22 protein-coding genes are annotated in these 23,437 nt (G+C 44.7%); 17 read left to right on the top strand and 5 right to left on the bottom strand.

Features of this window, described 5'->3' with window-relative positions:
• Positions 1–356: 356 nt before the first annotated feature.
• The 8 genes from COP04_RS10105 to acnA all read left to right on the top strand — a co-directional run bounded on the left by COP04_RS10105 (position 357) and on the right by acnA (position 8,747).
• A complete protein-coding gene (locus tag COP04_RS10105; protein ID WP_100487879.1) occupies positions 357–575 on the top strand; it encodes a YneF family protein in 219 nt (72 codons plus the stop codon).
• Between the two features lie 193 nt (positions 576–768).
• Complete coding sequence (locus COP04_RS10110) at positions 769–1,698, top strand: Gfo/Idh/MocA family protein (protein ID WP_338062844.1); 930 nt, start codon at positions 769–771, stop codon at positions 1,696–1,698.
• Between the two features lie 46 nt (positions 1,699–1,744).
• On the top strand, positions 1,745–2,233 hold the full coding sequence (locus tag COP04_RS10115; protein WP_193437410.1) for a CcdC family protein: 489 nt from the start codon (positions 1,745–1,747) through the stop codon (positions 2,231–2,233).
• Positions 2,234–2,262: 29 nt separating this feature from the next.
• On the top strand, positions 2,263–3,114 hold the full coding sequence (locus COP04_RS10120; RefSeq protein WP_100487881.1) for a DUF72 domain-containing protein: 852 nt from the start codon (positions 2,263–2,265) through the stop codon (positions 3,112–3,114).
• A gap of 87 nt (positions 3,115–3,201) precedes the next feature.
• On the top strand, positions 3,202–4,374 hold the full coding sequence (gene nagA / locus COP04_RS10125; protein ID WP_100487883.1) for an N-acetylglucosamine-6-phosphate deacetylase: 1,173 nt from the start codon (positions 3,202–3,204) through the stop codon (positions 4,372–4,374).
• A complete protein-coding gene (nagB, locus tag COP04_RS10130; RefSeq protein WP_100487884.1) occupies positions 4,374–5,123 on the top strand; it encodes a glucosamine-6-phosphate deaminase in 750 nt (249 codons plus the stop codon). Before nagA ends, nagB begins: the two co-directional genes overlap by 1 nt.
• Positions 5,124–5,852, top strand: a complete 729-nt coding sequence (locus COP04_RS10135; protein WP_100487886.1) for a GntR family transcriptional regulator — start codon at positions 5,124–5,126, stop codon at positions 5,850–5,852. It begins immediately after the preceding gene.
• A gap of 153 nt (positions 5,853–6,005) precedes the next feature.
• On the top strand, positions 6,006–8,747 hold the full coding sequence (acnA, locus tag COP04_RS10140; RefSeq protein WP_100487887.1) for an aconitate hydratase AcnA: 2,742 nt from the start codon (positions 6,006–6,008) through the stop codon (positions 8,745–8,747).
• A gap of 303 nt (positions 8,748–9,050) precedes the next feature.
• Here acnA and COP04_RS10145 read toward each other — a convergent pair whose 3' ends face one another.
• Positions 9,051–10,421, bottom strand: coding sequence for a dipeptidase (locus COP04_RS10145; protein ID WP_239984828.1), 1,371 nt, complete (start codon positions 10,419–10,421; stop codon positions 9,051–9,053).
• 224 nt (positions 10,422–10,645) lie between these two features.
• On the opposite strand from COP04_RS10145, the gene COP04_RS10150 reads away from it, so the two are divergent.
• The 4 genes from COP04_RS10150 to dat all read left to right on the top strand — a co-directional run bounded on the left by COP04_RS10150 (position 10,646) and on the right by dat (position 13,256).
• The gene (locus tag COP04_RS10150; protein ID WP_100487890.1) at positions 10,646–10,771 is read left to right on the top strand and encodes an FbpB family small basic protein; all 126 of its coding nucleotides are present in this window, start codon (positions 10,646–10,648) and stop codon (positions 10,769–10,771) included.
• Positions 10,772–10,979: 208 nt separating this feature from the next.
• Positions 10,980–11,504: a GrpB family protein gene (locus COP04_RS10155; RefSeq protein WP_100487891.1), complete on the top strand. Its 525-nt coding sequence runs from the start codon at positions 10,980–10,982 to the stop codon at positions 11,502–11,504.
• A 45-nt stretch (positions 11,505–11,549) separates the two neighbouring features.
• On the top strand, positions 11,550–12,287 hold the full coding sequence (locus tag COP04_RS10160) for an SGNH/GDSL hydrolase family protein (RefSeq protein ID WP_100487893.1): 738 nt from the start codon (positions 11,550–11,552) through the stop codon (positions 12,285–12,287).
• Positions 12,288–12,401: 114 nt separating this feature from the next.
• Positions 12,402–13,256: a D-amino-acid transaminase gene (gene dat, locus COP04_RS10165; protein ID WP_100487894.1), complete on the top strand. Its 855-nt coding sequence runs from the start codon at positions 12,402–12,404 to the stop codon at positions 13,254–13,256.
• A 147-nt stretch (positions 13,257–13,403) separates the two neighbouring features.
• On the opposite strand, the gene zwf is transcribed toward dat, so the two are convergent.
• A complete protein-coding gene (gene zwf, locus COP04_RS10170; protein ID WP_100489623.1) occupies positions 13,404–14,870 on the bottom strand; it encodes a glucose-6-phosphate dehydrogenase in 1,467 nt (488 codons plus the stop codon).
• Positions 14,871–15,239: 369 nt separating this feature from the next.
• Between zwf and cshA the strand changes: the two genes are divergently transcribed.
• The gene (gene cshA, locus COP04_RS10175) at positions 15,240–16,694 is read left to right on the top strand and encodes a degradosome RNA helicase CshA (protein WP_100487895.1); all 1,455 of its coding nucleotides are present in this window, start codon (positions 15,240–15,242) and stop codon (positions 16,692–16,694) included.
• 309 nt (positions 16,695–17,003) lie between these two features.
• Positions 17,004–17,231, top strand: a complete 228-nt coding sequence (locus COP04_RS10180) for an IDEAL domain-containing protein (protein WP_100487896.1) — start codon at positions 17,004–17,006, stop codon at positions 17,229–17,231.
• 201 nt (positions 17,232–17,432) lie between these two features.
• Here the strand turns inward: COP04_RS10180 and COP04_RS10185 are convergent, their stop codons facing one another.
• Positions 17,433–18,356 (bottom strand): DMT family transporter, encoded by a 924-nt coding sequence (locus COP04_RS10185; protein ID WP_100487898.1) that lies wholly within the window; start codon positions 18,354–18,356, stop codon positions 17,433–17,435.
• Positions 18,353–18,775, bottom strand: coding sequence for a reverse transcriptase-like protein (locus tag COP04_RS10190; RefSeq protein ID WP_100487900.1), 423 nt, complete (start codon positions 18,773–18,775; stop codon positions 18,353–18,355). The genes COP04_RS10185 and COP04_RS10190 overlap by 4 nt, the downstream gene beginning before the upstream one ends.
• Positions 18,776–18,942: 167 nt before the next feature.
• On the opposite strand from COP04_RS10190, the gene COP04_RS10195 reads away from it, so the two are divergent.
• The 3 genes from COP04_RS10195 (at position 18,943) to COP04_RS10205 (ending at position 22,093) form a co-directional block, all read left to right on the top strand.
• Complete coding sequence (locus COP04_RS10195) at positions 18,943–20,634, top strand: formate--tetrahydrofolate ligase (RefSeq protein WP_100487902.1); 1,692 nt, start codon at positions 18,943–18,945, stop codon at positions 20,632–20,634.
• A gap of 71 nt (positions 20,635–20,705) precedes the next feature.
• Positions 20,706–20,936 (top strand): DUF2164 domain-containing protein, encoded by a 231-nt coding sequence (locus COP04_RS10200; RefSeq protein ID WP_100487903.1) that lies wholly within the window; start codon positions 20,706–20,708, stop codon positions 20,934–20,936.
• A 290-nt stretch (positions 20,937–21,226) separates the two neighbouring features.
• On the top strand, positions 21,227–22,093 hold the full coding sequence (locus COP04_RS10205; protein ID WP_239984829.1) for a VIT1/CCC1 transporter family protein: 867 nt from the start codon (positions 21,227–21,229) through the stop codon (positions 22,091–22,093).
• Positions 22,094–22,139: 46 nt separating this feature from the next.
• Here COP04_RS10205 and COP04_RS10210 read toward each other — a convergent pair whose 3' ends face one another.
• Positions 22,140–23,414, bottom strand: coding sequence for a BaiN/RdsA family NAD(P)/FAD-dependent oxidoreductase (locus COP04_RS10210; RefSeq protein ID WP_100487905.1), 1,275 nt, complete (start codon positions 23,412–23,414; stop codon positions 22,140–22,142).
• Positions 23,415–23,437 lie beyond the last annotated feature (23 nt).

Raw genomic sequence — 23,437 nt, forward strand, 5'->3', positions numbered from 1 at the left:
TTTTTTATGGTATACTGTTATATAACAAAAGGTTAATTAATATGTTTGTAATGAAACAGCAAATTTTAATTGTTTAATCGCGTGTATTTCATTTTGTGAAATACCGATTAAAATATGTTAAATTCCTCTCGGTGATCTGACCTTGCCTTTCACCGACAGGTTATTTTTCATCCTCCTTCAGATGAACGCCTTACATCTTTTATATGTATAGCGTTCTTCCTTTTTTTGTGGATCCTTAATGTTTTCGATTTTCTGACAAACAATAATCAGGATTTCCAATCAAAGTATGGTTGACCTGATTTCATGGGATAGTGTAAACTGAGAAATGGAAAATTGACACAAGGAGGAACAGGCACATGCTGTGGCTATACATATTAGTGGGCATTGTCAGTCTGGCTGTTGGATTAATCCTTGGCTTCCTGATTGCCCGTAGATATATGATGAACTATCTGAAGAAGAATCCGCCGATTAATGAACAGATGCTCCGTGTGATGATGACTCAAATGGGCCAGCACCCGTCACAAAAAAAGCTCAATCAAATGATGAAAGCGATCAATAATCAGACGAAGGATTGACCCATTGGCCCAACCGGATACAGTAATCCGACTGGGCCTTTGTTATACTTGGGCATGTTTTTAGCTTAAATGGCTAGTCGTTCTTCAGAAAGAATTTAGTTCGATTTAAAATGACTTGCGTGGGGCGCTTCCGCAGATGAAAATCATGATAAAATAGAAAGCAATGGTCGTACATTTCAATGAGGCAGGGATGATGAGTATGAAAATCGGGGTCGTTGGCATTGGTTCAATTGCAGAGAAAGCCTATTTGCCAGTTTATGCTGGTTTGAAAGATGTTGAATTTCATTTTTGTACGCGCAATGCGCAGACGCTTGAAAAAATCAGTGCGATGTACCGATGGAAATATCTTTATCAATCTATCGATCAACTAATTGAAAGCGGTATCGAAGCCGCTTTCGTTCATGCTGCAACTTCAGCCCATCCGGCAATCATTTCTAAACTATTAAACGAAGGAATTTCTGTCTATGTAGACAAACCGATTGCTGACCATTATGAAACGGCGAGGGAACTTACAGAACTTGCTGAAAAACAAAAGGTATTGTTGATGACCGGATTCAATCGGCGTTTCGCACCACTTAACAACGAAGCTTTTGCAGTTCCTGGCAAATCGATGATTGTTTACCAGAAAAATCGTGTCAATGATCCCAAGAACATTCGAACCTTTGTATATGATGATTTTATCCATGTTGTGGATACAGTCCGTTATTTGCTTAATCAGCCTGTCGATAGGATTGACGTGGCTGCAAAGAAAAACGAAGCTAATCTTTACACAAATCTCAGCGTCAATTTGCATGCAGGCAACCGGATGGTCGTTACAGTGATGAGCAGGATGAGCGGGGCTAATCAGGAACGGCTTCAGATTATGTCGCCGGCCGGTGAATATATCGTGCATAATCTGACTGAACTTGAACAAATAAATGGCACGGGCAGGTTTCGGAAACAATTTAGCGACTGGACCGCGACTCTATATAAGAGAGGTTTTGTGCAGATTATTACGGCTTTTCTTGATGCTGTAAAAGCGCACAAAAGTGAGCCGATCTCGAAGGCGGATGCATTGGAAACGCATTTGATTTGTGAGAGAATAGTTCAGAAGGCAGAGAGGAAAGATGAGCCGATGAACTGAAACGAATTAATAGGTTTTAACAACACATGTTTGTGCTAGCTGGGGGATGAATAAGATAGCCGCAGAAATAATTGGATTATTGATTGGTGTGCTGTTCGCCTGCATGGTGATTTTTATCCGACTGAAGGCATCTAAGAAACCGACGAATGCAAAGAAGTTATTGCTTCCACCGCTATTCATGGCGACTGGATTTATAATGTTTATTGAGCCGAAAACATGGCTCCCTTATTGGGAAGCAGGATCGGCTTTTCTGGTGGGGATGGCCTTTTCCATATTTCTAATTAAAACGTCAAAATTTGAACGTGTTGACGATGCCGTTTATTTAAAACGATCCAAGGCATTCGTATTTATTCTCATCGGGCTGCTCGTTGTGCGCACTGTAATGAAGATTGCATTGGAACAGACCGTCAGCGTGCCGCAGACCGCTTCCTTTTTTTTCATCCTGGCATTCGGCATGATCCTGCCGTGGCGCCTTTCTATGTATCTGATGTATCGAAAATTGCTTAGAGACGGACTGACTGATTTAGACCGATAAATATTTACTGAGAAGATAGGTGGGAGCATTTGATCTGGATCGGACTGACAGGATGGGGAGACCATCCTAGTTTATATGAGTCTGACACAAAAGCTTCGAAACTGGAGCGCTATTGCAGCCATTTTCCGATTGTTGAGTGTGACAGCTCGTTTTACGCCATGCAGCCGGAAAAGAATTATGTAAACTGGGCGAATGAAACACCGGATGGATTCCGTTTTATCGTCAAAGCCTATCAAGGTATGACTGGACATCTGAGAGGGAAAACAAGTTTCAAAACCATTGGAGAAATGTTTGATATGTTTCGCATGTCCATTGAGCCGCTGCTTCAGTCAGGAAAATGCCCGATGATCCTTTTTCAGTATCCACCCTGGTTTGACTGCTCTACTGAGAATATTGAAAAGCTTCGTTATACAAAAGAAAGAATGGGAAAGGTACCCGTTGCTATTGAGTTCCGAAATCCAACCTGGTATCTGCCGAGAATAAAAACGAAAACGCTGTCATTCCTTCAAAAAGAAGGATGGATTCACACCATTTGCGATGAACCTCAAACCGAAACCGGGTCCGTTCCAATGGTGCTTTCCGGTTGGGGTGACACAGTTCTGGTCCGCCTTCACGGACGCAATCTGGCAGGCTGGCTGGATCACGGACCAAACTGGAGAAAAGTGCGCTGTCTGTACCGATACAATGGCAAAGAATTGGACGAATGGAAACGGCACCTAATGACCCTTAATCAGAAAGTCAAAAATGTGTACGTTTTGTTTAATAATAATTCGGGTGGGGATGCTGCAGGAAACGCAAAACAATTGATCAGTCTGTTAGGACTCCACTATCCCGGACTTGCACCGAAGCAACTCGGATTTTTCGATAATAACTCATTATGAAAATGAATATTTTTATTTTTTCTATCTAGATGTCTAGACATAATGACAATTCAAATGATAAAATAAGGGCAAAAGGAGCGAATAATCATGTTGAAAAGAATAATCGGCTGTACTATTTATTCGGATCATGACTGGATTGGCAACGGGAGTCTGGCATTTAATCAGGGAAAAATCGTGTCGGTTGGACACTCACTGGATCAAGGCTCAGATGAAGTTTTTCATTTTCCTTCAGAGTATAAATGTATACCGGGAATGATCGATATGCATATTCATGGGGCTAATGGCGCTGATACGATGGACGCGACACCGGAAGCGCTGGGCACGATTGCTTCAACCCTCCCCAAGGAAGCAACGACTTCATTTCTCGCTACGACAATTACGCAGTCTGAAGAGGCTATTGAATCTGCACTGGTTAATGCTGCCCAAGTAATCGGGCGACAGAAACCTGGCGAAGCAGAGATTCTGGGCGTTCATCTGGAAGGCCCGTTTATCAGCAAAGACAAGTGCGGAGCACAGCCGCAGGAATATATCTCAGATGCCGATATTGAACGCTTTGATAAATGGCAGAAACTGAGCGGTGGTCACATAAAAGAAGTGACGCTTGCCCCTGAAATAAAAGACGGACTGTCCCTTATCCGCCATCTTGCCGATCAGCATGTTGTCGCGTCAATCGGCCACAGCAATGGTGTTGATGAGGATGTCATCCGGGCTATCGCTGCAGGCGCTACCCAAGTGACGCATGTCTATAATGGCATGAGGGGCATGCATCATCGTGAACCCGGCATTCTGGGTGGGGCGCTGCTGCATCATGAATTGTATACTGAACTGATCTGCGACGGCAAGCATGTATGCCAGGGAATGGTCAACCTTGCTTATAAACTGAAAGGCAGCGATCGAATGATTCTGATTACAGATGCCATGCGTGCCAAGTGCCTGAAAAACGGCGTTTATGATCTTGGCGGTCAGGAAGTCCATGTAAAGGACGGATTGGCTGTCCTTTCATCGGGGACGATTGCCGGCAGCGTGCTGAAAATGGATCAGGCGTTAAGAAATATGCTTACATTTACGGATGCGACACTTGAAGATATTGTCCAGATGGGTGCTATCAATCCTGCACTTCAATGTGGCGTATTTGACCGAAAAGGGTCACTCGAAGTGGGCAAGGATGCTGATTTCATCATTCTTGACGGGCAAAACCAACTGGTTATGACCGTGTGCAGAGGAACTATCGCTTATCAAAGAGAAGGGGCTCTTCAGTAATGAAAATCATATCCGTTGCAGATAAAAATGAAATGAGCGGACGTGCGGCTTCAATCATTAGCCAACTTGTCCGCAGGAAAAACGATGCAGTCATTGGGCTTGCAACAGGCGGGACTCCCGAAGGAACTTACAGCAAGCTTGTGGAAGACCGTCAAAAAAATCACACCAGTTACAGTAAAATCCGCACTGTAAATCTGGACGAATATGTTGGTATTCCTAGGGATGATCCGAACAGCTACCACACATATATGGAAAATCATCTTTTTAAGTTCGTCGATCTTCCGGCAGGGCAGCATTTTCTTCCGGATGGCAATGCATTATCTCTCAGTGAGGAATGTCGGGGCTATGATCAAATGATTGAAGAACTGGGCGGCGTCGATCTTCAGCTTCTTGGAATCGGACGCAACGGGCATATCGGATTTAATGAACCGGGCACACCGTTCGATATTGGGACGCATACCGTTGAGCTGACAGATTCAACCCGCAGGGCCAATGCAAGATTTTTTGGATCGATTGATGCCGTTCCTTCGCAGGCCATAACAATGGGGATTTGCACAATCATGAAAAGCAGGTCCATTTTGTTGATTGTCTCCGGGGAAAATAAGGCGGAGGCGATGAGCAGGCTGTTGAATACTGAAAAAACTGATACCGACTTTCCTGCTTCTGTCCTGATCAGCCATCCGGATGTCACGGTTATTGCAGATGCAGAAGCGCTTGCCCGGACTAAAAAGAAAGCGGGGAAATTTTGAATGATTGATCGGCAATCACCGATTCCAGTGTACTTTCAGATTGAGCAGTACATTGAAAATCTGATTGAAACGGAAGACCTTAAAGTGGGGGACAGAATTCCGTCTGAAAAGGAGTTTACCGAGCAATTCCATGTATCAAGGATGACAGTCAGGCAGGCAGTGATGGATCTTGTCGTTCAAGGGATACTTGTCCGCCTTAAGGGGAAGGGGACTTTTGTATCAGGACAGAAAAAAATTGAGAAGCCGCTGACCGGCCTGACCGGATTTACTCAGGAAATGGTCAGCCGTGGGTTGAAGCCAGACAGTAGGTTGCTTGGCTTTAATCGGCTGCATCCCTCAGAAAAGATTGCAGCGAAGCTTAAGCTTGCCGAAGGGCAGGAAATTTTTGAAGTGAAGAGAACCCGTATAGCTGATGGGTATCCAATGGCCATTGAAACCACCTTTATACCATCCGTCCTTGTTCCTGAACTCACTGCAGAAAAGGCAAACCAGTCTCTTTATGATTATATCGAAAAAGTAGGCGGCTTTGCGATTGACCATGCGGAACAGACGCTTGAGGCCTCAATTGTTACGATAGAAGAAGCAAAATTTTTAGAGGTACCTAAGGGCTCACCTGTGCTGCTTATTGAACGGTTGTCTTTTCTGAAAGGCGGCATACCTTTTGAGTTTACAAAGTCCCTTTATCGCGCAGACCGATATAAGTTTATTGTTCGCCTTCCAAACGCTTAAAACTCATGATTTAATAACGAACAGATCCATGCAATCAGTGCTGTATGTTATTGATCACAGGTTCTCTATTGTATAATTTTACTTATTTACTTTTATCATTTAAGATAAAGTTAAAGTTGTGAGTAAATTGTAAATTATAGAGAGGGTGATGGTATGGCAACGGCTGCAGAAAGCAACACATCCAAACGGAAGGATTTTTTTCATGCGCGTAATCATTTTACCAGCAACGGGAAAACCTACTGTTTTTACGATCTTAGGGTCCTAAAGAAATTCGGCGATATTGAACGCCTTCCATATTCGATAAAAGTATTGCTGGAAGCTGTTTTACGTCAATGTGACGGCAAGGTCGTTAAGCAGGAGCATGTCGAAAACCTGGCAAAATGGGGAACAGAAGAGTTGAACAAAACAATTGACGTTCCGTTCAACCCCTCACGGATCATTTTGCAGGATTTTACCGGTGTTCCAGCTGTCGTTGATCTTGCCTCTCTCAGAAAAGCGATGGCAGATGCCGGCGGTGATCCGAAAAAAATCAATCCTGAAAAACCTGTTGATCTAGTTGTCGACCACTCCGTTCAAGTTGACCGGTTCGGAACGGATGATGCCCTGAAGTTTAATATGGTCCGGGAATTTGAGCGCAACGGTGAGCGTTACAAGTTTCTGAAATGGGCACAGAAGTCGTTTGAAAACTTCCGCGCTGTTCCCCCTGCTACCGGGATTGTTCACCAAGTGAATCTCGAATATCTGGCTTCCGTTGTTCACGCAATTACTGAGGATGACGGCAGCCTGACAGCTTATCCGGATACACTGGTCGGAACCGATTCACATACGACAATGATTAACGGACTGGGTGTTCTCGGCTGGGGTGTCGGCGGTATCGAAGCCGAAGCGGGTATGCTGGGTCAGCCTTCTTATTTTCCAGTACCTGAAGTGATTGGTATCCGGATCACCGGCAACCTCCCTGATGGGACAACAGCAACTGATCTCGCATTGAAAGTGACACAAATTCTGCGTGAAGAAAGTGTCGTTGGCAAATTTGTCGAATTCTTCGGGCCGAGCTTATCCCATATGTCTCTTGCCGACCGGGCAACGGTTTCGAATATGTCACCGGAAAATGGTGCTACGGCAACATTTTTCCCCGTCGATCAAGTGACACTGGACTATCTGTCTCTGACGGGACGTTCGCATGAATCCATTCGACTTGTTGAAGATTACTGCAGAGCGAACGGACTGTTTTATACACCGGATTCTAGGGATCCGCGTTTCACTAAAGTAATTGAGCTGAATCTTTCTGATGTTCAGCCATCGCTAGCCGGACCAAAACGCCCTCAGGATCGCATCGCACTGGCAAAAATCAAAGATGAATTTGCGGCGTCGCTCACGAGTCCGGCCGGAAATCATGGTTTTGGCTTTAAGTCTGATGAAATAGGGAAAAACGCATTTATTGAACATTCAGATGGAAGTAAAACGGAATTGAAAACCGGTGCGGTGGTGATTGCAGCGATTACGAGCTGCACGAATACAAGCAATCCAAGTGTGATGATTGGTGCTGGTCTGCTGGCTAAGAAAGCAGTCGAAAAGGGCCTGACGGTTCCGGATTATGTGAAAACCAGTCTGGCACCGGGATCAAAAGTGGTTACGGACTATTTGGAAAATGCCGGTTTGATGCCTTACCTTGAAAAACTCGGGTTTAATCTTGTTGGTTATGGCTGTACGACTTGTATCGGCAATTCGGGACCTCTCCCGGAAGAGGTTGAAAAGGCGATTACAGACAGCGATCTGACTGTTTCTGCGGTCCTCTCCGGAAATCGAAATTTTGAGGGGCGGATTCATCCTCTGATTCGGGCAAACTATCTGGCCTCGCCACCGCTTGTCGTTGCTTTTGCATTGGCTGGCACGGTTCATTTTGATGTGAAGCACGATTCTTTTGGTAAAGATAAAAATGGCCGGGATGTGTATTTCAAAGATATCTGGCCATCCCGTGATGAAATTGCCGAGGCAGTAAGCCAATCTGTCAATCCGGAAATGTTTAAAAAAGAGTATTCTCGTGTTTTCACTGAAAATCAGCGTTGGAACTCGATTCAGACGAGTGAAGGCGAGCTGTACGACTGGGATCCGGATTCAACTTACATCCAGAACCCACCGTTTTTTGAACAGCTTTCAGCTGGTCTGAAGGAAATCAAGCCGATTGAAAATCTCCGGGTCATCGGAAAGTTTGGCGATTCTGTCACAACGGATCACATTTCTCCGGCGGGTGCCATTTCTCAAAAGAGCCCGGCTGGACAATACCTGCTTGGTAAAGGTGTCAAGCGCTTTGATTTTAATTCATACGGATCCCGGCGGGGAAATCACGAGGTCATGATGCGCGGTACTTTTGCAAATGTCCGCATCCGCAACAAAATTGCTCCGGGAACTGAAGGTGGCTATACGACGTACTGGCCGTCCGGAGAGGTTATGCCGATTTATGAAGCAGCCATGAAGTATAAAAAAGACGGAACGGGTCTGATTGTTCTGGCCGGCTGGGATTACGGTATGGGCAGCTCAAGAGACTGGGCCGCGAAGGGTACCAATTTACTTGGAATAAAAGCGGTCATCGCTCAAAGCTTTGAACGGATACACCGCAGCAATCTAGTGATGATGGGTGTCCTTCCGCTTCAGTTCATGGAGGGCCAAAGTGCAGGCAAACTAGGCCTGTCCGGCGAGGAACAAATCAGCATTGATATCAACGAAAAAGTCGTTCCCGGACAGATCCTTCAAGCCAAGGCCGTTTCTGAAAACGGATCAGTCATTCCATTCGAGGTCATTGTCCGCTTTGACAGTGAAGTTGAAATTGATTATTACCGCAATGGAGGAATTCTTCAGACAATTTTGCGCCGGAAACTTAATGAGAAGGCGTGATAAATTTTTTTGCTGTCGATGAATATTTAAAGAAGTCATGGGCATGATAAATAGCGAAGAAGATCAGAAAATGTTTTGATCTTTTCGGTTATTATCGGAGGAGAGGATTCCATTGGAAAGTCCAACTTGCCCAATGCATCTCAAATGGCTTTTTAGCCGCTCTGAAAGATAACAATTCGTAAAATCTGATTCAATTTCATCTTCTTCATCTGGGGGACTGTCCTTTTAGGACGGTCCCTTTATAAATAAAAAACCGGGGTGGACGATGAAAGTCCCCCCGGTTTAGTGTGTACGAATTCTGACTCACATCTGCTCAGGCAAAAAGGTGAGAAAATCAATTAAGGCTTTAAGGCCGCGGTCAAAGTTGACAAGATGAAAATGTTCATTTGGTGCGTGAAAGTTTTCTGTGGCTAGTCCGAAACCCATAAGCACTGGTGCCAGCCCCAATTTATCATGGAATGTATTTACAATCGGGACCGACCCGCCTTGTCTTGAAAAGACAGGGTTAACATGAAATGCTTCCTTAAGCGCTGCTCCTGCGGCCTTTAATGCAGGATGATCCAGCGGCATGACAAATGGTTCTGCATGATCCATCAGCCGAATATCCATTTTCACGCCTGCCGGGAGATGTGCGTTCAAGTGTTTTTTCAAAAGTGCAGCGATCATGGCAGGGTCCTGATTCGGGACGAGACGGCAGGTGATTTTTGCCGTTGCCTTGGAAGGAATAACTGTTTTGAGACCCTCACCTTGAAATCCGCCGAAGACTCCGTTTAGCTCCACTGTTGGACGCGCCCAAATTCTGGCTATGGTAGAATAACCCGGTTCTCCCCAAAGCGTGTCGACATCTAATTCCTTCTTTAATGCATCATCATCAGAAATTTTCTCACAGGTTGTTTTTTCTTCTGCGGTCAGTTCTTCGACGTCATCATAAAAGCCTTCAACTGCAATTTTTCCGCTGTGGTCGTGAAGAGAAGCAAGCAGCTCAACCATGGCGTGGAGTGTATTCTGTACTGCGCCGCCGTACACGCCTGAATGAAGATCACCCTTCGGACCGCGCAGATGAACCTCAAGTCCGCAAAGACCGCGCAAACCGTAGCTGACAGCCGGCTGGTCAATTCCGATCATTGTTGTGTCCGATACGAGCAGCACATCGGCTTTCAGTAATTCCAGATGGTCATCGATGAAATCGTCCAGATGGGCGCTGCCGATTTCTTCTTCGCCCTCAAAGCAGAATTTAATATTAACCGGAAGTTCTCCTTTAACTGCAAGTATTGATTCAGCTGCTTTTGCCAGCATTAAGACCTGGCCTTTATCATCGCTGCAGCCGCGTGCATAAATGATATTGTCGATGATTTCCGGTTTAAAGGGGTCGGTTTTCCACTGATCAACTGGATCGACAGGCTGCACATCGTAGTGCCCGTAACAGAGGACCGTTGGTTTTCCTTCAGCTTTTAGATAATCGGCATAGACGACCGGATGTCCTGCAGTCTCCAATATTTGAACATTTTCCAACCTGCCCTCCCTAAGATCCCCGGCAAGCCATTCGGCCGCTTTTCTGACGTCCGCTTTGTGCAAGGAATCTGAGCTAACGCTGGGAATTGAGAGAAAGTCGGACATTTGTTTCAGATGAAGCGCCCGATTATTTTCAAGAAAAGCATTGATTTGTTGATCCACTAAAAAAGACCTCCCAAATGGTATTCTGACTTTTCTATTGTAGCAGATAGTCATATTTTTTATAAATAAGATATCAAACTATAACGATCAGGTTTAAGCGACAAAATAAGGGGAAAGATAAGAATGTAATGAAATATTCACACAATATTAGAAAACGTTTTCTTACCCTTTATAATAAGAGAGATAGGACAAGCGGATAAAATATAAAGAAAGGAGGCGGGCATATGAGGAAAAAACACGCCTTTAAAGAGCTCGTTCTAAAAAACAAGTCTGAAATTTTGAGTAACGAAAAGACTTTGGAAAAGATTGAACAGAAAATTGATCAGAAACATGTACAAGCAGTTAAATAAATCGAATAAAAAAACAGCGGACTGTCCGCTGTTTTTTTATTCGGCGGACCGGCACAATTTGGCCTCTGTCAACAGCTGAAAGCTTGCCGATCACCAGGCTTTTTTATATTTCTGACGGGTGCCGGGATGAAGGCCTTATGATAAAATAGTATCTGTCCGAATAATTATCGGACAGTATTTTATCTGCTGACGGGAGTTGACCGATTCGATGCAGAGACACATCATTTTGGTGCCTTACAAAGAAGAATGGGCGCAGGAATACAAAAAAGAAGCGGGGAGGATTTCTCATGTTCTTCATCCGGTTCTGAGCGCTATTCATCATATTGGCAGCACGGCGATACCTGGAATACTCGCCAAACCGACGATTGATATTTTAGCTGAAGTTACGGATCTTGAGCAGGTGGATTCTCTGGCTTCCGGGATTGAAAGGCTGGGTTACCAGTCATATGGCGAATATGGAATATCCGGACGCCGCTATTTCTGCAAAACAGATGCAATGGGAAATCATCTTGTTCACCTTCATGTTTTCAGAGAAGAAACAGAGAATGTGATCCGTCATCTGGCATTTCGGGATTATCTGAAAGTTCACGATGATGATGCTGACTTTTACAGTCGTTTAAAAGAAGAATTAGCTGTTGCCTTTCCCTATGACGGAGAAAGTTATTCCAAGGGAAAAGATGCTGCTGTTCATAAGATTGAAGAACGGGCACTGCAGTGGTGGTACGGGGAATGAATCAACATTTTGGAGAGGTGCAGGAACATTAAAAAGTTTGTCATAATGATTATTGGAGTTTTAGCCATATTGCTGGTAGGAAGTTTAGCAATCTACCATTACTGGCCTGCTGAACCAAAGCAAAAGCATCATCCAATCGTTACATATTCTTACAGGATTGTCGCGCTTGGAGATTCGTTAACACAAGGGGTAGGAGATGAGAAAAACCATGGTTATGTCGGGATGACATCAGCCGCCCTTCAGAGGCAGAAAAGTGTGAAGAAGGTTTCAGTCGATGATCTTGGACATCTCGGGGATACTTCCACCGATTTGCTGAATGTGTTGAAAAGGCCACAGGCCAGGCAATCAGTTAGGCAGGCTAATACAATTTTTTTGACGATTGGTGGAAATGACCTTGTGCGTGTTCTAAGAAATCATTTTATGGATTTAAGTACAAGCGATTTCGCGGCCCAGCAGAAAATTTTTTCTGCCCATCTGGAGCAGGTTTTTTCTGAACTCAGAAAACTCAATCCCAATGCGCCTATCTATTATTTCGGACTATATAACCCATTCGAAGATTATCTAGGGAAAGCGAACAGAGACTTTGTTCCAATTCTGAACCGATGGAATGCCAACAGTAAAAAAATAACCGGACAATATAAAAAAATTATTTTCATCCCGACGGCTGACATTTTTAAAGGTACAGGAAGCACTTTACTTTATGAGGATCATTTCCATCCGAATGAGAAGGGGTATCAAAAGCTTTCTGCCCGACTTCTGACGGCAATCAATCGTCATCCGTGATCGACAGCTTTTCTAGTGATCATCTGATAAAAAAACATTGTTTGATCAAACAATGTAGAATATACTGAATAAAAAGGCTACTGCCTGAGATGCTGTTTGAAAGAGGGGATAGTTTTGTCTTTTATTTTGTTCCAGGATCAGATTGTGCCGCGTGAACAGGGGAAAGTGGATATGGAAGACCGGGGCTATCAATTTGGTGACGGTATCTATGAAGCGATTCCCGTGTACGGGGGACAGATGTTTCTGCTTGATCCACACTTGAAACGACTAAAGAGAAGCGCAAATGAATTGCGGCTTTCGCTGCCGTTCGGTTTCGAGGAATTAACTGAAAATCTGAACAAATTGATCCAGATGAACGAAATCAATGATGGAATAGTTTATTTTCAGGTCACGCGCGGTACCGCGCCGCGGAAGCATTTTTTTCCTGAGCATACTGAATCTGTTCTGACGGGATCGGTAGTCGGCCATACATGGGGAAGCAATCAGGAAGCAGGAATCCAAACAAGTCTTGCCGAGGATATCCGCTGGCTTCGTTGTGACATCAAAACACTGAATCTGCTCGGCAATGTGCTGGCCAAACAGCATGCACATGAACAAGGTTCGGACGAGGCAATCCTGCATCGCGGAGATATTGTGACGGAAGGTTCCTCAAGCAATGTGTTTATCGTCCAAGACGGACGACTGATCACACATCCGGCTGATCATTTTATTCTGAATGGAATTACCCGGCATTTTGTTATTGAACTAGCCGAAAGAATGGCCATCACTGTCGATGAAAGACCGTTCACGCTGGAAGAGCTGCTCGCGGCCGATGAAATATTTATTACCAGCACCGGCAATGAAGTTATGCCTGTCGCTCAAATTGACGGCCGTCCTGCAGCCGGCGGACAGCCGGGTCCTGTCACCAAAAAGTTAATGGTTGCGTTTGCCGATGAAGTGACACGCTTCAAAGCAGTTCAGCCGTCCTAATCGGCTGATGGAATACCCGGCATTCCCAAACAACTAAAAAATGATGCATAGAAAAAAGGCTTAACAGATCCAGCAGCTTCTGAAGAATGGCACACGGATCGGTTAAGCCTTTATTTATTTTATGGTTCCATGAGTTCTAAATTAATTTTATTCCATTTTTGTCAACGGCCACCATCGAAATCCGTCAATGGCCAGAAGCCTGTCGGATGAAGCGGGACCCATTGTGCCGGCTTCATAATAGTCAAGCGGTATATCTTTCCATGCCGCGACAATGGAATCTGTGAGCGACCACGAAAAAGCAACCTCATCCCAGCGGGTGAAATTTGTGGAATCTCCTCTCAGACAGTCGGACAGCAGGCGCTCATATGCATCATGCGTGTCTTCATGATGTTTGCCGTTGTTGCTGAAATTCATTGAGATAGGCACGGTGTCGCCTTCCACGCCGAATTCCTTAACGTTCAGCTTGAGCGACAGACCTTCGTCCGGCTGAATATGAATGACGAGCAGATTAGGACCGATGTGATTAAATTCAAACAAATAAGGGTTATTAGGAATGTCTTTAAATTGAATAACAACTTCAGTTGATTTTGCTGCCAGTCGCTTTCCGGTGCGGATATAGAACGGTACACCGGTCCAGCGGTAATTATCGATAAAAAGTCTTGCTGCCACAAAGGTTTCTGTGTCTGAACTCATATCTATGTTATTTTCATCATGATAGCCGTCAGTTCGTGTTCCATCCGGCATGACACCGGCCGTATATTGTGCACGCACGATCTGATTCGTGATCGCGTCCGAGGACATCGGCCGGATAGACTTCAGTACTTTAACCTTCTCCTGACGGATGTCTTCCGGTTCAAAACGGCTCGGCGGTTCCATGGCTGTCAGCGTCAGCAACTGCATTATGTGGTTCTGTACCATGTCGAGCAAGGCGCCGGTCTGGTCGTAATAACTTGCCCGGTCACCTACTCCGAGCGTTTCGCTTAATGTAATTTGGACATTGGCAATACTGCGATGGTTCCAGACGGACTCAAAAATCGGATTGGCAAAACGGAGCGCTTCAATATTTTGCACCATTTCCTTACCGAGGTAATGGTCAATCCGATAAATTTCGGCTTCGTCAAAAACTTGCAGAAGATCATGGTTAAGTTTCTCGGCTGATTTCAGATCATGCCCAAATGGTTTTTCGATGATCAGACGTTTCCAGCCCGCCGAATCAGTCAGACCTGCCCCCTTCAGATTTTTGGCAGCAAGGCCGAAAAATTGAGGAGCGAGTGAAAGATAAAACATCCTGTTTCCGTGAAGATGAAACTGAGTATCAATCTGGTCACTGATGTTCTTCAAAAGTGCAAAATGATCTGGCTGTTCTATGTCCAGAGGCTGATAAAAAAAACGATCCAGAAATTTTTTCCGCTGATCAGCATCCGGGGACAGTACGCGGTCCACCATGCTGCGATAGGACTCATGCGTATGCTGCCGTCTGGCAAGACCGATTACAGCAAATTCATGGCCTTTTTTGTATAATTCGTAAAGAGCCGGGTAAAGTTTTCTTCGGGCAAGATCTCCGGTAGCCCCGAACATGAAAATCAGCGTAGGCTCCCTCGTTGTTTCAACCATCATCAGTGTACCTCGTTCCTCTTTCTGTATAATTAAATGTTATCACACTTAATGACCAATGTGTTACACTTAAATCTTTCATGTATGAATGGATTGTGAAATCCTGCATTCTGATGCAGAAAAGTGCTGAAAAAAACAGAAGCCGCCGCTCGTCAAACGTCTCATTGTTATAAATCGTTGCATTTAATTTCTGTACATGTTATTGTGAAATTATGCGCTTAGGCAATAATAGGGATGGAAGAGGCTTGCTTGTTGAAAACAAAGATGAAATTTGCTCAATGTTTGGTAGGCATTTTCCGTCCGTCGCGGGGAATGCCTAAACATTTGATGAATAAAAACTGAACAGAAAAAAGGAGACATTACGACTTAATGAAATTTTCAGAACTAGACGTAAGCGAAGAAATACTGAAAGCGACCGAAAGGATGGGGTTCAAGGAAATGACCCCCATTCAGGAACAAGCAATACCTGTTGCGGCAACAGGTGTTGATCTGATTGGCCAGGCTCAGACAGGGACAGGGAAGACAACGGCGTTTGGGATTCCGATGATTGAGTCGGCCGATCCGGCTGATCCCGATATTCAAGGAGTGGTAATTACTCCGACACGTGAGCTTGCCATCCAGAATGCTCAGGAACTGAACGCACTGGGTTATTTTAAAAAGGTAAGAACGGTTGCTGTTTATGGCGGCCAGGACATCCAGAAACAGATCCGTGACTTGAAAAGGCGTCCCAGCATTATCTCCGCAACGCCAGGAAGGTTATTAGATCATATCAAAAGACATACAATCCGCCTCAGTCAGATCAAAGTAATTGTTCTCGACGAAGCGGATGAGATGCTGAATATGGGATTTATTGACGATATCCATGAAATTTTGGAAAGCACCCCGCAAGAACGTCAGACACTTCTCTTTTCGGCTACCATGCCGGGACCGATTCAACATCTCGCGGAAAAATTCATGAAGGATCCTAAGAAAGTACAGATTAAAGCAAAGACTCTGACTGTTTCTCTGATCGAACAGAATTATGTCAAGGTCAGGGAACCGGAAAAATTTGATGCACTGACACGCTTTCTTGATATTCAGATGCCGGAACGTGCGATTGTTTTTGGAAGGACGAAGCGCCGTGTTGATGAATTGATGCGTGCACTTCAAAAACGCGGCTATGAAGCGGAAGGGATCCATGGAGATCTGACACAGTCAAAACGTGATCTGGTTCTCCGAAGATTCAAGCAAAATGAAGTCAAGCTATTGATTGCTACAGATGTCGCTGCCCGTGGACTGGATATCAGTAACGTCACTCATGTGTACAATTTTGATCTGCCTCAGGATCCGGAAAGTTATGTACACCGCATTGGACGTACCGGGCGCGCCGGAAAGACAGGGTTGGCGCTGACATTCATCACTCCTGGTGAATTCCCGCATTTGAGAGCGATCGAACGTCTGACCAAACAGCCTATGAAGCAGGTCAACGCTCCAAGCTATGAGCAGGCGCTTGCCGGTCAGCAAAAAGTAGCTGTCGATACACTGAAAGAATCACTTGAAAATGATAACTATCATGATTATGAAACGAGAGCTGAAGAACTGCTTTCAGATAATGACCCGGCAGATATTGTTGCGGCAGCCCTTAAGGTTTTAACCAAAGAACCGGATACTACGCCGGTTCGTCTTACCCGCGAGGCGCCGCTGATGGTTAAGAGAAACAATCACCATCAACAATACAACAAAGACGGAAGGGGAAGAAATTACTATTCCCATGACCGCGACCGTGACCGGAGGCAACACAGCAGCTTCAGAGGAAGAAGCAGGCAGAAGTCGCAGCATTTTTAATGCACCGATCGATTGTTAATCGAATAAATAGTGTAAAAAGGGGAAGTCTATGGCTTCTTCTTTTTTTGTTCTGTTAGAAGGCATACAAATTAAGAGAAAATGTCGGACCATTCACGGCCGTCGCTACCCGCGCCTGAAAGCTTGCCAATCGGCAAGCTTTTTCTTATCCGGAGAAGAACTAAAAAACATATTTTTTCAAAATTTTACTAATCGAAATAGTTGGAAAAGTTAAAAGAAAATAAACAAAAATGGTTGTAACTTTCAGAAAAGTATTGTAGAATAGTGAAAAGTGCAAAGGGGGCAATAAAGATGAACAATGATCACTCTTTCCAGCAAAATACGAAGGCGCTTGTTCTCTACAAAGAACAGCAGGCGAAGGTCTCGGTTGTCGAAATGTATGCCCAAATGATCCTTGATGAGATGGAATTTAAGCAGAAAGTAAAGCAATTGCGATCTGAAATTGACGCAAGTCTGGATTCCGGGGATAAAGCACTGTTTATGAAATTGACTGATGAATACAAGCAATTGCTTCGTTAACCGGAACAATTAATTTTGAGGGAATAGATGTGAATTTAAATGAGCTCCCTAGCGTTTATGAATTATGAACCGCTCGGTGCAGAGGAGATCTTTAAAACTGGTTTCGAAATTTGATAACAATGATAAAAAGGATCCGATTTCGGATTCTTTTTTTGCTTCATGTAGCATTTCAGTGCCAATGAAGCACTATTCTGCCGGATATCATTTTGAGGTCGTTCGCTCAATTACGAGATTTTTTCCAGTGGGCCATTCGGCAAGCAGCATACCAATCAGAATAAATCCACAGCCTGTCAGTTCTGCTGCACCGAGAGTCACATGTTGAAAGAGCACGGAGGTCCAGGCAGCGAATACCGGTTCCATTATGTAGATGATCCCGACATGTGTTGCCGGTGTTTTTTTCTGAAGGAATGTTTGGAGAAGAAAAGCGAAAGCAGTGGCAAACAGAGCCATAAATAGAATGACTGTCAGAATGTCCGGCTCAAGGAGTGTCTGTAAACGGATAATACGCACTCCATCTGCCGAGAAACCAAAGATAAAGCTGAATAAGGCAACAACGGTCAACTGTACAATGGTGAGAGACAGGCTGCTGAATTGTTCAGTGACTTTGGCAGTAAAAACGATGTGCATGGCAAAGGCGACAGCACAGATCAGCACGATCAGATCACCGCGATTCAGTGTGAACCGTCCGTGCGTTGTCAAAAAGAAGAGCCCGACAACGGCAAAGAGTATTCCTGCCGCTGCGGTCGCCGGCGGCAATTTTCTGAGCAGCAGGGCTGACAGAATAGGGACGAGCACGATGCTCAGCCCGGTAATAAAGGCAGCATTTGACGCCGATGTGTAAAGAAGCCCGATGGTTTGGCAGCCATACCCGATGAAAAGAAAAATTCCAAGCAGTGACCCCGCACCAATCAGACGGATTAAATGTGAGCGGTCTATTGTTTTATTTTTTCCGAATGCCAGTTTCCAGGCAGCCAGAAACAAAGCTGCAATCAGAAAACGCCAGGCATTGAAAGTCATCGGGGTCAGTTTGCCCAAGACATCCTGGACAATAATAAATGTCGTTCCCCAGACAAATGTAATGCCTAGCAATATTGCATCTGCAGTAAGCGCACGTCTGAACGTCACAGTGGACCACACTCACTTTTATCGGCATTTTGCTGCTTCCGGATGGCAAAACGGGCCAAAGCATCCGCGTTCCGGTTCTTTTCATCCGGTATCCACTTGCAGAAAAAGAGATCAAACCGGTCAATCAGAGTGAGTGCCCGCTCCAGATAATGCGCATATTCAGCCTTTTTTACATATCTCTTTTCAAGTGCCTGATTGACCAGTTGTGAGTCTGTCCTGAAAGATACACTCCGGTAGCCTTTTTCCAGGCAATACTGAAGTGCCTGTACAAGCGCGGCAAATTCAGCTTCATGGTTGCTTGACAATACACCAAGAGGAATGGATTCCCGGATTTCACTGCCTCCTGAATTTATGTACACTCCTCCGCCGGCAAGCCCCGGATTGCCGACCGAAGCCCCGTCAAATGAAACTTCAATCAAAAGTTTCCATCCCTTCCCCATAAGTAGTGAATACAAATATTAGCATACAACAAAATTTAATCGAAGAAAAACGGTAATTTTTCCGGCAGCTTATTATTGCAAAGTAGCTATTATGTTATTATAAGAAATGAAACGGATAACTAATGTGATTGGGTGATCAGCTAAAAATGACAGATAAATCAAAAACAGTAAAGTCCGATATTGAAATTGCTCAGGAAGCCAAGTTAGCTCCGATCAGTAACATTGCTTCCGGCCTTGGGCTTGAAGATGAAGACTGGGAGCCGTATGGACGCTATAAGGCAAAAGTGTCAGTGAAAGCGCTTAAAAAGCTGCAAGAGCGGGCTGATGGTAAAGTTATTCTTGTCACTTCGATCAATCCAACGCCGGCTGGCGAAGGAAAATCAACGGTTACTGTCGGACTGGGGCAGGCGCTGAACAGGATTGGCAAAAAGGCGGTCATTGCGCTCCGTGAACCGTCACTTGGTCCGACCATGGGACTTAAGGGGGGCGCTGCGGGAGGAGGCTATTCTCAGGTTGTGCCTATGGAGGACATTAATCTGCATTTTACAGGTGATTTTCATGCGATTACCGCAGCCCACAACGCTTTAGCGGCTCTGCTGGACAATCATATTCAGCAGGGAAATGAGCTGAATATTGATCCAAGGCGGATTGTCTGGAAACGTGTCGTTGATCTGAATGATCGCGCACTTCGCCACGTCATTATCGGTCTTGGCGGTAAGGCGAACGGTATTCCGCGTGAGGATGGATTTGATATCACCGTTGCGTCAGAAATAATGGCTATTCTCTGTCTTTCGGAAGATCTTATGGATTTGAAGGAACGGCTCAGTCGAATGCTTATTGCTTATACATACGACGGAAAACCGGTATTTGTCAAAGACCTGAAAGTTGAGGGTGCCTTGACGTTGCTGCTGAAAGAGGCCATCCATCCAAACCTGGTACAGACTTTGGAAAATACACCGGCGTTTGTGCATGGCGGCCCGTTTGCCAACATTGCTCATGGGTGTAACAGCGTTCTTGCGACAAAAATGGGTGCGAAACTTGGCGATTACGTCGTCACGGAAGCCGGTTTCGGGGCCGACCTTGGCGCAGAAAAATTTCTTGATATTACAACGCGTGCAGGACATATTAACCCAGCTGCAGTGGTCATTGTCGCGACGATACGTGCACTTAAAATGCACGGTGGTATGAAAAAAGAAGAACTCAAAACTGAGAATCTGGAAGCGCTGGCGCAGGGAATGGAAAACCTCGCCTGTCATATTGAAACCATTAAAACATTTGGTCTGCCTTACGTCATTGCGATCAATCATTTCATCTTTGATACAGACCGTGAAGTCGAATATGTCAAAGAATGGTGCGCTAAAAACAGTCATCCGGTTGCTTTGGCAAAGGTCTGGGAAGATGGGGGAAAGGGCGGAGAAGAGCTGGCACACCTGGTTGTTGATACAGTAGAATCCACCGGAAATCAGTTTAAACCGCTTTATAGTCTGGAAGACTCGATTGAAGACAAACTTTCCGCTGTGGTTACAAAAGTATACGGCGGGAAAGGTGTGGAATTTTCATCGAAAGCAAGCAAACAGCTAGTTCGAATAAAGAAAAATGGCTGGGATAAATTTCCCGTGTGTGTTGCTAAAACACAATATTCACTCTCAGATGATCCAAAACTGATCGGCCGTCCGGAGAATTTTATCATTCACGTCCGTGAACTGAAAGTCTCAGTCGGTGCCGGTTTCATTGTTGCTATGACCGGCAGCGTCCTGACGATGCCCGGATTGCCGAAAAATCCTGCAGCATTGAATATGGATGTCGATTCGGATGGAAAAGTTGCCGGCTTGTTTTGAAGAAAAAATGAAAGGGCGTTTCGTGCCGGATCAGCCGGACGAAACGTTTTTTTTATAAAGGAGTTTCAAAATTGAAAATTTCAAAGGCGCAGAAAGATGGAATCATTGAAAAACTTCAGTCCTATTATTTTGATACTTATCATGAAGAACTTGGCCTGATTGGTGCCGAAAATATGTATTCCTTTTTTATGAAAGAGTGTGCTCCTGTTATTTATAATACCGCACTTAAAGATGCTAAGTATGTGGTTGAACAGCAGATGGCTTCATTGACTGAAGAGCTGGATGTTCTAGAGAAGCGATAGGGAAGTGGTTCAGGCTATTTCTAGAACGACATTTATTAAATGATAAATTGTTTGTTCAAATGAAAATGATAATTAAAATCAATTGTAATAAACCTGCTGGATGTCAGGAACAACGGACATTTTGATCATTTTTTATTTTATTATAAAAAGATAATCATTATAGTTGAATCACTGACGCTGTGGTGATAAGATAAACCTGTCTCGAAGGGCAATGTATGACAAGCAACATTGCAGAGACATGAATCAAGATCGCACGGATGGTGCGACCAAAAAAGACAGGTGTAGTCAAGGTGACAGAGGAGAAAAGAAGCTTTCTTAAGATACAAAGGCGTCTGCTTTTGCATCTCTCGCTTTTCAGATATTGGAAATCGAATTTACTGATTGAGCATAATCGGCAGACTTACGCAAAGATTTCCGATACTGAGGAGCACCTAATTTCTACCGTTTTACCAGGTGAGCATGGGGCTGATGCCGGAAAGTTATTTCGTTTTTATGTTTTCCTGAGCAAAATACTGGGTTTTACTTTTGTTACTCAGCTGATGATGGACGTAAAAGAACGCAGTGTACGCCACTATGTGAAGCTGTCGGAAGGGTTTCCTGCCGAAAAGGTACAGAAAATCGACGCTTTGATTCAGCAGGAAAGGGATTTAATCGCACAGTTAAAAGAGCGCCGTCTTGATTTTGTCGGTGCCATCATCCTCGGCATGAATGATGCGCTTGTTGAAATTACCGGCAGTGTCGCCGGATTCACTCTTTCCATGTCCAATACAAAAATGATTGCCGTTGCAGGTCTTATTGCCGGCATTGCCGCTTCACTTTCAATGGCTGCGAGCGAATTTATGGCTGAACGGTCAGAGGGTAATATAAAAAAAGCAGCCACGGCAGCGATCTATACCGGATTTTCTTATTTGCTGACGGTTGTGTTACTGGTTCTTCCGTTTTTTGCACTTCCGGCGCATGACTATATGCTTGCGCTTTTGTTTACGGTCATCATAGCTGTTATTATCATCTTTGTGTTCAGTTTTTACATGGCTGTTGCGAAAGAACTTAGCTTTAAACAACGTTTTTTGGAAATGGTTTTTGTCAGTGTCGGTGTAGCGGCATTAACTTTCTTTATCGGATTTATTGTCAAAAACTACATTGGCATTTCGGCATAAAAAAGTTACAGCTGTAAGGCTGAGAAAACAAATCAATGCTGTCCCATCATTCAACGGAATGGGACAGCTTTTTTGCTGCAGCGGTTCCCGCCGCATGACCGGTGACAAAGGCAGAGGTGATGTTGTATCCACCGGTATAACCGTGAATATCCATAATTTCTCCGCAAAAATATAATCCCGGCATGATTTTGGATTCCATTGTTTTCGGATTGATTTCCTTTAATGAAATACCACCACCCGTAATAAATGCTTTTTCAATCGGCAGTGTGCCGTTGACTTGGACTGGAAATGCTTTGAGCAGTCCAGCCGTTTTTCTGATGCTCTCTTTTGACAGCTGACTGAAATTTATTCCCGGCGACACCCCGGCCTGATCTAGTAAGAATAACAGATATCTTTCCGGCACGATGCCCTTCCAAACGTTTCTAATTTCTTTTTTAGGTGACAATTGTGCAAGATGAAGAAGATGCCTGTTTATTTCATCCAAACTGCAATCTGGAAACGTATCAATCCGAATTTCAACGGCAGACACTTTATATTTTTTGAGGGCTTTAACGACGAACTGGCTGAGCCGCAGTATGGCAGGTCCGGATAGGCCGAAGTGAGTGAAAAGCAGATCCCATCGGTGCGTCTGTATTACTTTTCCCTTGGGGTTGACCAAAGTGACTGCAGCATCGCGCAAGGAAAGTCCCTGAAGTGCTTTCGCTTGAATAAACGGCTCTTCAGATGTCAGCGGCACTTCTGTCGGATAGAGTTCAGTGATCGTGTGGCCGGCCGATTTTGCCCACGAATATCCGTCACCTGTTGAACCGGTCTGCGGCACGGACTTTCCACCGACTGCGACAACGACGCAAGGGGCCTCTATTTTTTCTCCCAATTTTGTTTTCACACCCTTTGCACATTCCCCAAAAAGCACCGCTTCGACAGGCTGATTGACTTTGACTGTTACATTCAGTTCGTTAATCTTTTGCAATAGGGCGCGGACGACGGATTGCGCATTGTTTGAGACAGGGAATACCCGGCCATGATCCTCCTCCTTCAGCTGGATGCCCATCCCTTCGAAAAAATGAATAATATCCTGATTGTTAAATTCTGATAATGCGCTGTATAAAAAATGTCCGTTTCCTGGAATGTGCCGGATCAGTTCATCGATCGGCATGGCATTGGTGACATTGCAGCGACCGCCGCCCGAAATAGCGAGCTTTCTGCCCAGTTTGTCCCCTTTGTCTAACAGGCAGACTTTTGCACCGCGTTCAGCGGCGGCAATGGATGCCATTAACCCGGCAGGCCCACCGCCGATAACAATAACGTCATAGTTCTTCATTTCTTAGCCCCACAATCTTTGCC

It is taken from the genome of Sporolactobacillus pectinivorans (genome assembly GCF_002802965.1).
GTDB lineage: Bacteria > Bacillota > Bacilli > Bacillales > Sporolactobacillaceae > Sporolactobacillus > Sporolactobacillus pectinivorans.

Bases quoted from the DNA above. Each gene is read 5' to 3' on its own strand.
- COP04_RS10105 (WP_100487879.1), top strand. From the start codon at position 357: ATGCTGTGGCTATACATATTAGTGGGCATTGTCAGTCTGGCTGTTGGA.
- zwf (WP_100489623.1), bottom strand. From the start codon at position 14,870: ATGGTTGAAACAACGAGGGAGCCTACGCTGATTTTCATGTTCGGGGCT.
- COP04_RS10115 (WP_193437410.1), top strand. From the start codon at position 1,745: ATGAATAAGATAGCCGCAGAAATAATTGGATTATTGATTGGTGTGCTG.
- COP04_RS10155 (WP_100487891.1), top strand. From the start codon at position 10,980: ATGCAGAGACACATCATTTTGGTGCCTTACAAAGAAGAATGGGCGCAG.
- nagB (WP_100487884.1), top strand. From the start codon at position 4,374: ATGAAAATCATATCCGTTGCAGATAAAAATGAAATGAGCGGACGTGCG.
- COP04_RS10180 (WP_100487896.1), top strand. From the start codon at position 17,004: ATGAACAATGATCACTCTTTCCAGCAAAATACGAAGGCGCTTGTTCTC.
- COP04_RS10160 (WP_100487893.1), top strand. From the start codon at position 11,550: ATGATTATTGGAGTTTTAGCCATATTGCTGGTAGGAAGTTTAGCAATC.
- COP04_RS10150 (WP_100487890.1), top strand. From the start codon at position 10,646: ATGAGGAAAAAACACGCCTTTAAAGAGCTCGTTCTAAAAAACAAGTCT.
- COP04_RS10195 (WP_100487902.1), top strand. From the start codon at position 18,943: ATGACAGATAAATCAAAAACAGTAAAGTCCGATATTGAAATTGCTCAG.
- acnA (WP_100487887.1), top strand. From the start codon at position 6,006: ATGGCAACGGCTGCAGAAAGCAACACATCCAAACGGAAGGATTTTTTT.
- cshA (WP_100487895.1), top strand. From the start codon at position 15,240: ATGAAATTTTCAGAACTAGACGTAAGCGAAGAAATACTGAAAGCGACC.
- COP04_RS10210 (WP_100487905.1), bottom strand. From the start codon at position 23,414: ATGAAGAACTATGACGTTATTGTTATCGGCGGTGGGCCTGCCGGGTTA.
- nagA (WP_100487883.1), top strand. From the start codon at position 3,202: ATGTTGAAAAGAATAATCGGCTGTACTATTTATTCGGATCATGACTGG.
- COP04_RS10135 (WP_100487886.1), top strand. From the start codon at position 5,124: ATGATTGATCGGCAATCACCGATTCCAGTGTACTTTCAGATTGAGCAG.
- COP04_RS10110 (WP_338062844.1), top strand. From the start codon at position 769: ATGAGTATGAAAATCGGGGTCGTTGGCATTGGTTCAATTGCAGAGAAA.